At 54.6% G+C, this 9,862-nt stretch carries 14 protein-coding genes; 12 read left to right on the forward strand and 2 right to left on the reverse strand.

The features are described from left to right. The 12 genes from CQ018_RS20170 to CQ018_RS19670 form a co-directional block, all read left to right on the forward strand. A partial coding sequence (locus tag CQ018_RS20170; protein ID WP_219844095.1) for a hypothetical protein occupies positions 1-265 on the forward strand: 265 nt, incomplete at its 5' end. A gap of 1,244 nt (positions 266-1,509) precedes the next feature. After that, the gene (locus tag CQ018_RS19620) at positions 1,510-2,037 is read left to right on the forward strand and encodes a hypothetical protein (protein ID WP_146111963.1); all 528 of its coding nucleotides are present in this window, start codon (positions 1,510-1,512) and stop codon (positions 2,035-2,037) included. A 246-nt stretch (positions 2,038-2,283) separates the two neighbouring features. Continuing rightward, entirely contained in the window at positions 2,284-2,472 is a 189-nt protein-coding gene (locus CQ018_RS19625; RefSeq protein ID WP_105551703.1) for a hypothetical protein, read from the forward strand. A gap of 127 nt (positions 2,473-2,599) precedes the next feature. Further along, positions 2,600-2,815, forward strand: a complete 216-nt coding sequence (locus CQ018_RS19630; RefSeq protein ID WP_105551704.1) for a hypothetical protein — start codon at positions 2,600-2,602, stop codon at positions 2,813-2,815. A gap of 493 nt (positions 2,816-3,308) precedes the next feature. Next, on the forward strand, positions 3,309-4,763 hold the full coding sequence (locus CQ018_RS19640) for a terminase large subunit domain-containing protein (protein WP_105551705.1): 1,455 nt from the start codon (positions 3,309-3,311) through the stop codon (positions 4,761-4,763). Positions 4,764-4,771: 8 nt separating this feature from the next. Then, the gene (locus CQ018_RS19645) at positions 4,772-6,091 is read left to right on the forward strand and encodes a phage portal protein (protein ID WP_105551706.1); all 1,320 of its coding nucleotides are present in this window, start codon (positions 4,772-4,774) and stop codon (positions 6,089-6,091) included. Continuing rightward, positions 6,088-6,708: a hypothetical protein gene (locus CQ018_RS19650; protein ID WP_105551707.1), complete on the forward strand. Its 621-nt coding sequence runs from the start codon at positions 6,088-6,090 to the stop codon at positions 6,706-6,708. The genes CQ018_RS19645 and CQ018_RS19650 overlap by 4 nt, the downstream gene beginning before the upstream one ends. Next, on the forward strand, positions 6,701-7,171 hold the full coding sequence (locus tag CQ018_RS19655) for a hypothetical protein (RefSeq protein WP_181150023.1): 471 nt from the start codon (positions 6,701-6,703) through the stop codon (positions 7,169-7,171). The genes CQ018_RS19650 and CQ018_RS19655 overlap by 8 nt, the downstream gene beginning before the upstream one ends. A gap of 8 nt (positions 7,172-7,179) precedes the next feature. Beyond that, complete coding sequence (locus tag CQ018_RS20175; RefSeq protein ID WP_181150025.1) at positions 7,180-7,317, forward strand: hypothetical protein; 138 nt, start codon at positions 7,180-7,182, stop codon at positions 7,315-7,317. A gap of 139 nt (positions 7,318-7,456) precedes the next feature. Then, positions 7,457-8,308, forward strand: coding sequence for a phage major capsid protein (locus CQ018_RS19660; protein ID WP_105551708.1), 852 nt, complete (start codon positions 7,457-7,459; stop codon positions 8,306-8,308). Between the two features lie 3 nt (positions 8,309-8,311). Beyond that, complete coding sequence (locus CQ018_RS19665; protein ID WP_105551709.1) at positions 8,312-8,626, forward strand: hypothetical protein; 315 nt, start codon at positions 8,312-8,314, stop codon at positions 8,624-8,626. Further along, positions 8,623-8,934, forward strand: coding sequence for a hypothetical protein (locus CQ018_RS19670; protein ID WP_105551710.1), 312 nt, complete (start codon positions 8,623-8,625; stop codon positions 8,932-8,934). The genes CQ018_RS19665 and CQ018_RS19670 overlap by 4 nt, the downstream gene beginning before the upstream one ends. A 66-nt stretch (positions 8,935-9,000) precedes the next feature. Here the strand turns inward: CQ018_RS19670 and CQ018_RS19675 are convergent, their stop codons facing one another. Further along, the gene (locus CQ018_RS19675) at positions 9,001-9,186 is read right to left on the reverse strand and encodes a hypothetical protein (protein ID WP_105551711.1); all 186 of its coding nucleotides are present in this window, start codon (positions 9,184-9,186) and stop codon (positions 9,001-9,003) included. Positions 9,187-9,200: 14 nt separating this feature from the next. Next, positions 9,201-9,683 (reverse strand): helix-turn-helix domain-containing protein, encoded by a 483-nt coding sequence (locus CQ018_RS19680; protein ID WP_105551712.1) that lies wholly within the window; start codon positions 9,681-9,683, stop codon positions 9,201-9,203. Positions 9,684-9,862: the final 179 nt, after the last annotated feature.

Below are 9,862 nucleotides of genomic sequence, written 5' to 3' on the forward strand. Positions count from 1 at the left end.
CCTAGGCAAGATGATGGCAGAAGCCGGCACTGCCTTTCACGTCATCGATGAAATCGCCACGGGATACGCCGCAGTGCACACCCCAACCAGCGACGAAGCCGACCCGCTACAACAGATAGCGATCCTGCAACAGATTCATGCAGCATCACAAACAATTGTTGGTTGGCGCGTAGATGACGCGAAAGAAGCCGGGAACTCTTGGGCTGATATAGGCAAGGCGCTTGGGATGACCAGGCAAGCCGCGCACAAGCGGTTCGGAAAGTAGACACGCCGCTTAAAAGCGAATATCCCCCCGGACGCCAATCTGGAGGGATATTCTGAAGTTTGCAAAATAACTCAATAAGTAGATGCTATCACCAGACGCCAATTAGGAGATAGCTCTAGCGCGGTATTGTCTCCCGCGTGTCGTGTATGAACGGCAACACAAACAAGGACACAGGGCCTCACCGGCCCCTCACCCTGGGTTAGATCCAGTCCTACTGTCGAGCACATAGGCAGGGTGTTTCACCGCGTCGAGCAATCCGCGGAATCGAAGGAGTGCCAGCACCTACAGCAGACCAACCCGTCTGCCAGATCTATGTGCACATGCCGCCACTATCCAGAAGTAATGCCCTGGATCTTGATTCAGCAGGTCCACCCTGCCAACCGACCGCTACACCGTCCTAACGAGTGCAGTGTCGCTATCTTGCTTTGAAGTCTCCAAACTAAACCCTTGGAGCAGCAAGGCAAGCCCCTGCCCTCCCACTTCCCGAGCCTTCAAATGCAGTGACCGGAACAGTGGCGTTGGTGCACCTGCACCCAGTTCCGGTCTAAGTTGCTCAGGATCGATCCTAAGAGCAGCCAACCCCGTGAGCACTCAGGTTACGTAGAGCACCTCAACAAGCAACTGTCACTCACCAGAAGATTCACTGGTCAAAATGATCAATCAGGATTGACCCTGAAAAGTTCTCAACATTACGGGATCCCGAAAGGTTGCCAGACCGGATTTGAAATCCGACCTCTTTCTGGTATCCCAGAAAGTTCTTCTCGCCAATTTGGGTGTAAAGGTCGCTCCCCTTTTTTGGGGAGCAAGTTCTCATGAGAAATCATGAGCGAAAGGTTTGCTCGCCAATTCTGGTGAGCGGGGTTCTTATTGATGCCGGTAAATACTTCTTGCCAGAAATGCCCAAAAGGTACGCACTGAGCGCGTACCCTCCCGAGCCATTCGCGTTTCAGATTCCAATGGGCCGAACACATTTGAAATGCGTTCGATGACCCCGGCTACTTTTGTCGATCGCCTGAAGTTCTTTTCCGGACACCAGCGAGTGCGTCGACTTTTCCGACACACTCAGTTTTCCTGAGACTCACCATTCAAGATCCAACAAAGTCGAGTGCGTCAGTTTTGCGGACATACTCATGTTCCACGTGGAACAAATTTGTATCGCTTGGCGATACTGGACTGTATCGCTATACTTTCAGTATCAGGAGGGTTACACCCTCAAGGGCTTGAAAGCATGGAGGCTTCACAACATGGGCGTACGGGCACACCAACACGCAACAGACCTGGTTATAAACATGGGTAGATTCGCCCGTGAAAAAGCGCAACGGGAACACCCTGACAAAAAAGCGCCAGGAACTTATCTTTCACCCTCCGCTCAACTCATGCTCGGCCATATCGCCTTGAGCACTTTTGAATCAGAAGCAACCATGCAAAACGGATACTGGAATAAAGACCATGAAACTCGCGAAGGCCTTGTTTTTTATCAAGGCCTCGGCAAACGCGCCCGCGCTCTTGGCTTCGACCTTCCCCCGACTTTTGATAAAAGCATGGTCCTCGCCGGCGACGTTGACGAAAAGCTATACAACGCAGCCCGCATGGCCTCAGACAGGGCGCTTCGAGAACTGGTTTCCAAGGGCCTTATCACTCGAATAGTGGAAGCGTCGGCAGGAAGAAACGCCCGCTATTTCCTCGACTTCCTATATCGACCATGTGGGACCTGCCTGGATCCGAACACGGAGGGCGTAGAAAAGGATCTGAGGTTGCACTTGGAGGGGTAGGGCAACAATGAGCGATACACCAGAGTATCCCTACACTCCGGAGCAGTCGCCTGCATAGCGATACATATTTGTTCACCGAGCGATACAGAAACGTTCACCCAGTGATACAAATCTGTTCATGCAGCGATACGCCCGTGTATCGCATATAGGTTACCTAGAGGTTAGTTTTAAAGGTTATCTATATATTTATCAATCAATCATCCATCGTGGGCGATCGTCACCTTACTTAACGCGTGAGAGGAAATCATGAGTAACAACAACAACCGACAGTTTGCAGATGCAATGACGCACCTCGAAGACACCGACCCCAAAACAGCAGAAATCATCCGACGAAAACTCTCAGCACTCAAAACAGAGTCAGCCACATGGAGACGACAAGCCCAAGGCCTCAGCGGTCACGGAGAGACACCAAAGAAGCTTTTGACGGGGATGTAATTCTCACCAAAGTTTCCAGCCTTACCAATTCAACACAGCACCAAAAAAGAAAGACCCCGCACCAGGGAGCCGGCAAGCATCAGGTGTGGGGTCTTTGCGTACCCAAACGTTTACGGAAGGTAAACCCATGAGCATCCAGAACACTACACCTGCCCTACATGAGGCACTTGGCTATGACGACGAAGATCTGGCCTACGAACGCCGCTACCTCAAGCGCAACGAGTCCGGCACACCAACACGTGTGCTGCGCGATGACACCTCACGCCAGGCATTCAAGAACCTACTGGTCGAAGATGCCAAGCGACCACCAGCGTCACGCTATGTGTTCGGCGGTGCCAAGTGAACCCGCTGCCACTGACAAATGCTCAAGGGCTCGAAGAAGACCCGCTTCCAACAACGGACACAGACAGCGAATGATCCATGAGCCTGCTCAAGCCTTGCTTGGACTGTGGAGAACTCACAGATGCAACACGATGCGATGAACACCGACCAAAGCGGTTCCCAAAGGAATCGGCCCACAAGCGGGGGTACGACTATGCCTGGTTCAAACTCTCCCGCCACGCACGCAAGCTACAACCCTTCTGCTCCGACTGTGGAACCACCGAAGACTTAACCGGTGACCACTCACCCGAAGCATGGGACCGCAAAGCACAAGGACTACCAATCCGGCTCCAAGACATCGATGTTGTGTGCCGCACCTGCAACGTCAAGCGTGGAGCGGCCAAGCCAGACGGGTGGCATAGGACCCTCGCAGCGCGGCGGCAAGGCCCACCTGCCAAGTCCCAATCTTAATTACTTCAAGTGTCAACTAATCCTTCTGGAAGGAGGAACCTCATATGGCTGGTCCTAAAGCCGCTATTACCGCAGATCCCTTGACTTTCAAGGGCTGGCCACGTGATCCGGCGAAGCGTCGTATCAAGTTCATCGAGGAATATTTGGTGGTTCCTAAGGGTCATGGAGCCGGTAAAAAGGTGAAACTTCGGGCTTTTCAGAAGCAAATCATCATTGATGCGTACGCTCCAGGCATTCGGACTGGGCTTGTGTCGATGCCTCGTGGAAACGGTAAGTCTGGGATCGCGGCGATGATGGGGCTTGCTGAGATGTTCCTCGGTCCTATGTCGCCTGAAGTGTTTATTGTTGCTTCTGATCTTCGACAGGCCAAGATCATTTTCAATCTGGCTAAGCGCATGGTGCAGCTGAATCCTGAATTGGATGATCGAGTGCAGATCTTCCAAGACCGGCTGTACATGCCGCATCAGGACGCAACGATGACACCGCTGCCGGCTGACTATGACGCGCTTCAAGGGCTAGATCCCACGCTCATGATTGTTGATGAATTGCACGTGGTCACGGAGAAGGTTTGGGAGGCTGTCACGTCTGCTGCTGGTAAGCGGCCTGAATCTTTGACGTTGGCAATCAGTACGCCTTCCAATTCTCCGGACACCGTGATGTGGCGGCTGGTGGAGCATGGCAGATCCGGTGAAGATCCTCAGTTCTACTTCAAGGAATTTGCGGCTCCGCATGGCTGTGCGGTTGATGACCGAGAGGCGTGGAGGATCGCTAACCCTGCCCTTTCGTGTGAACAGCCGTTCCTTGCTGAGGATGCACTGGTGGCGGTGCTCAAGACGATTCGTGAACCGGTATTTCGGCAGCTGCGATTGGGTCAATGGGTTACAGGTGTCGAGGGCTGGATGCCGTGGGGCTTGTGGGATGGGCTCAAGGACTCTAACCGGGAAGTGGTGCCTGGGGAACGTGTGGTGCTGGCTTTCGACGGCTCAGCTTCTGGTGACTCAACGGCGCTGATTGGTTGCACCGTCCAAGATCCGCACTTGTTTGTGATCGGGCTGTGGGAGAACCCCGGCGATGATCGTTGGCGCGTACCGAGGGCTGAGGTCACTCGGACAGTTGATGAAGCGTTTGAGATGTACGACGTTGCGGAACTTGCTTGTGATCCGTGGGGTTGGCGCTCAGAAATTGAGGCGTGGCAGACCAAGCACGGGGAACGAAAGGTCATCGAGTGGAACACGGCTAATGCTCAGCGCATGGCCCCGGCCACGGACCGTATGTATCAATCCGCTGTGGAATCAACAATCACCCATGACGGCAATAAGGATCTGGCTTCACATGTCTCCCACTGTGTTGCTAAGTCAACGTCTCTTGGCGACTTGGTAGCTAAGGACCGCAAGAACTCACCTCGCAAGATCGATGCTGCGATCTGCGCAATCGTGGCAACTGATCGAGCCGCGCATCATGGCCGACGCAAAAAGCGTGGGCGCACAATCTCTTTTTAGGACGTGAAATGAACGAACAAATTAGCAAGCTGTCTCAGAAGCTTGATGCAACGATGCCGGCGCTAAACATACTGGATGCTTACTGGAATGGCACTCAGCCGGCTACTTTCCTATCGAAGAAATCGCGTGAAGCTTTGGGCGGTGGAATCGAGACGTTGGGCGTGAACTTTCCCAAGCTGGCTGTGTCGAGTCTTGCTGAACGGTTGACCCCTATCGGATTCCGTGAACCCGGTGATGAGTCCGGTACTGATTCTGAATTGTGGAAGGTGTGGCGAAAGAACCACATGGATGACTGCGCCGCCCAGGCACATATCGATGCACTGGTTTATGGGCGTTCTTTCGTCATTGTGTGGGCAGGGGCACGCGGCCCACAGGTCACGGTGGAATCTCCCCGACAGGTGGCAGTGCTTCATGATCCGGCAACTCGTGAGGTGACTTCTGCGTTCAAGCGGTGGCGCGATGGGAACGTGGCTTTGGGTGTGCTGTACCTGCCGGACGTGATTCACAAGGTGAAGGCCGAGGCCAATGTCACCGGTGATACCTACCCGGTCGATGGATGGGTGGTCACTGAATCGATCCCTAACCCGCTGGGCATGGTTCCAGTGGTTCCGATTGTGAACCGGGGCCGGCTACTGGACATGGACGGTATTTCCGAAATGTCGGATTTGCTCGGATTGACCGATGCACTTAACAAGCTCATGTCTGATGCCATGGTCACTTCTGAACACTTTGCGCGTCCGCGCCGCTGGGCTACCGGCCTTGAGTTGACCGAGGATGACGAAGGCAATGTAGAAGAACCTTTCACCTCAGAAGCGGACAAGGTTTGGGTGTCGGAAGATACCGAGACGAAGTTTGGGCAGTTCGATGCAGCACGCCTTGATGGGTACTCGGATATGACAGCAACGGTGACTCAGCAGATTGGTGCGCTCAGTGGGCTACCTCCGCATTATCTCGGCTTGCACGGTGACCAGCCGGCGTCTGCTGATGCGATCCGTTCGGCTGAGGCTTCATTGGTTGCCAGGGCTTTTGCGCTCCAGCGTCTCTTTGGTCAGGCATGGGCAGATGTGGCACGCCTGATTGTGGCAGTACGCGATGGGGTTGATCCGCTTGATGTGGATGTGGAAACCGTGTGGGAATCACCAGAGACTCGCACCCCTTCACAGTCCGCTGATGCTGCTGTAAAGCTCAAGTCCATTGGTGTTCCATTGACCGTGCTCTTGACCGAACACATGGGTTACTCACCTGCTCAGGTGGAGCGTGTACGCACTGCGATGCGCACCGAAGCACTGGACGCGGCAGGGGTTGACCTAGCTGAGTTAGTCCAATGAGTTACCGCGACATTCTGGTGAAGCTGGGCGATACGACGGTGGAAAAGGTTCTTAGGATCTATGACCTGATGCAAGCCGGTGAATTGACCTATCTCGAAGCGGTGGGGCTTATGAGCACGCTCATTGGCACGTCTCAAGCTAAGGCGGTGGCGTTGGCTGAAACGTCTCTTGCTGCTGAGTTGACCTTGGGCACGCGCACGGCGGTGGGAGTAATTTCCACAGGCGTGACACCCGATATGAAGAAGCTACGCGGTGGTGTTCGGGTTGTCCTGGCAACGGTTAACAGCACGCCAGATCCCGAGGGGCGTATCGGGCGCATGGCAAGGAACCTTACCTATGCAGCCGGTGCTGATGCGTACTCGGAGGGCGTGAAGCGATCACCTTTGGTCGAGGGCTGGGAACGGAACCTTGAACCGGACGCATGCCAGATGTGCGTGTGGTGGTGGCGCGACGGCAGAGCATGGCCGAAAGATCACGTCATGCCTTCCCACAAGGGCTGTACATGCACCCCGAAACCAGTATTTGAACGCGGCATTCATTCGGTGACCGCTAAGGCAAGAGTGCGTTCCAACCGTGACCGCATCATCCAAGATAGAGAGGCCAAGAGCAATGGCTGATGAAATTACGACCGACCCAACCGGCGAAGTACCCAACGATAGCCATCAGGGTGAGCCGCAGAGCGCCGAGGATGCCACAAGCGCACCCGTGGAGGGTGAAGGCACTCCCGAGGCCGTAGAGAGCGATTCTACGGACCCTGAGACTTTCCCGAGGGAATACGTTGTGAAGCTGCGTAAAGAGTCCGCGGGATTCCGTGAGCGTGCCAAGCGCGCTGATGACCTCGCTACTCGGCTCCACACCGCTCTAGTCGATGCCACCGGCAAGCTGGCAGATTCACGCGACCTGCCTTTTGATGAAGCTCACCTGAGCGACTCAGAGGCACTTCAAGAGGCTATCCAGAGTTTGCTCACTGAGCGACCCCATCTAGCGTCTCGCAAGCCAATGGGGAATATTGGGCAGGGTGCAACCAATGAAGCTGAGGCGTTCGGCCTCGGTGGACTACTACGCGCACACGCAAACTAGGGGGAAACATGACTGAAGCAGAAGCCAGGATCCATGAATTGGAACAGCAGGTAAAACAGCTACAGGTAGAGAACCGCGACTTGCAGCGGCAACTTGCTGCGGCCAAGGGTCGAAAGCGACAGGCTTTTACAATCACGCCCGGATAAGGCTTGCAAGACCAGATACAATGATGAAAGGACGCTCCAGGTGGGCGTCCTTTCGCGTATCTGGCCCGGTGCCAATAATCGCACCAACCACATATTCGACGGACCCCGCAGAGGGTCCATTTTTGTTTAAGGATTCATCATGGCTGTTTCAACTACCAATGCAACTGAACTAACCGCTGAGCAGGTCCAGAAGACCCTTGTTAAGCCGCTCGAAGAGAAGTCCATCTTTCTCGCATCCGGCCCCCGCATCTTCGACACCAACGGTTCCGCAATCCGCATCCCAAAGTTGGGTGGTCCAACCGTTCCGGGTTGGCACGGGCAGAACGAACTGATCGGTGAAGAAGACCCGACCTTTGATGAAGTGCTTCTGATGCCGGACACCATGAAGTCGATCAAGGTCATCACTCGCTTCTCCAACGAGTTGGCTCGTCAGTCCATCGTGGCACTTGATTCCGCTCTACAGGATCGCCTTGTCACTGATGTGGCAACAACCCTTGATACTGCGTTTTTCGCGGGCACCGGTGACGGCACTACGACCCCACAGGGCATGCTGTCTTGGGCAGGCACTCAGTCAATCGATGCAACCTCAGCCGAACTGGACTTGGACATGCTTCTGGATGCCTGGGGCCTCGCACTGGAAGCTGATGTGAACATTGCATCCCTCCAGTGGTTCATGCGTCCGGCGAACTTCACCGCACTGCGCAAGATCAAGGACACTACCGGCCAGTACCTGCTCCAGCCGGACCCGACCGCAGACGGTGTATTCCGACTTTGGGGCTCGAAGGTAAGTCCTACCAAGCGACTCACAGACGGAAACGTTGCCCTCGCTGATATGTCTCAGGTGGCAGTTGCTCGCGATATGGCACCGACCGTGAAGCTACTGACTGAGCGTTACGCGGACTACGACCAGCAGGCGCTGCGCGTCATCGCTCGCTACGACGTGAAGCCGCTGAACCCTGAAGCCGTCGTCAAGATCACCAACCTGGGCTAAGCCATGATGCCAACCCCCGAAAAGGTGGCAGCGTTCATTGGACAACCTGATGACCCGGACGTGATCGCACTTGCTACCGAGCACCTGCCGATCATTGCTGTGTATGCAGAGGCCTACACAAGGGGTAAGGGCTTCGATGCACTGGGCGAACCATCACGGGCTATCGGAACGGTAATCATGACCGCTACAGCGCGATTGATCGCCAACCCTGAGCAGATCGACACCCGTATTGGTGAAGTCAGCATCAAGGGTGGATTCAGCGGGTGGACGCTCGCGGAAACCTACGTGATGAACCAATATCGAAAGCGCACCAAATGATCTTTCACGACAGGGTGACGGTAAAGAATCCTGGTGGAACTGACCCGAAAGGGTATCCGCTACCTGATGTTATTTTGGGAACTTTCCCGGCGCAGGTGAATCCGATCCGTTCAACTGAATCAATCGAGCGCGGTGTTCCTCCACTCATGGCCTACTACCGTTTGGTAATTGGTAAGACAGGGGGCAAGCAAATGAGCCTTAAGAGCAAGGTCATTTGGCACGGACGCACGTTCTCAATTGAGGGTGACATGGAGCAATGGCGTGTTAACAACCGGCTCCATCACTACGAAGCGACTCTAAAGAGTTAAGCTGAAACACGAAAAGACCCACCTTGTTAGTTTGGATATCAAGGTGGGTCTTTTCTGCGTTAAGAGCTAAGCGACACTTGCCAGAAGTTCTGAGGGAGAAATTCCCAGTTCATCTGCTGCGCGGCCCAGATCCCGCACTGTACGGATATCGTGACGTTCTTTCAGTCGCTTGATTATTAGTGCATCTCGCTCTTGCTTGAGAGTCTCGTCAGTTGGGCGTGCTAGGTGACGGGGTAACGATGTGCTGGGCATAGCCGGCTCCTTAGTTAGGGACGCCACCAGCGACGCCGTTTGGGCTGCTCAGGTGGCTCTGATGCTTGCTCATGCAGATTAACCTGCTCACGCTCAGGGGGCAAACTCACAGGTTGCTCAGTAGGCGTAGGGGTTACGCTCACCGCTTGTCCCTCAAGCATCTTAAGGGCAGTGCGTAGGTCGGCAAGATTTGCTTGTGTTTGTGCGGAAATACGCTCAGCAGCTTCACGCTTAACACGCTCTAATTCCAGAGCACGCTCAAGCTCGGCGATACGCTCATTTGCATCATTCTGGATAGGCTCACTGGGCACGCTCTGCGTAGGGTCAATGGGTGACCATCCGACGGCTAGTAGGTCTTCGATGGGGATCTTCCAGGCACCGCCAGTGTCCTTGAAAGCGTTGGGGAACTTACCGGATTCACGGTAACGGCGAACTGTGGACTTGGAAACACCGCATAGTTCAGCGGCCTCAACAATGGTCCAAGATGGGCGACTCATGAAAAAGACACTACATTGTCACCTAGAGTTGACGCACGCCTAAAGTGTCACCTAGAGTTGACGCATGACCACGCAAGAGGAAGTTCGAGATGCAGCATTTGCCCTAGGCAAGATGATGGCAGAAGCCGGCACTGCCTTTCACGTCATCGATGAAATCGCCACGGGATACGCCGCAGTGC

Source organism: Arthrobacter sp. MYb227 (genome assembly GCF_002975435.1).
In the GTDB taxonomy this organism is placed as follows: domain Bacteria; phylum Actinomycetota; class Actinomycetes; order Actinomycetales; family Micrococcaceae; genus Paeniglutamicibacter.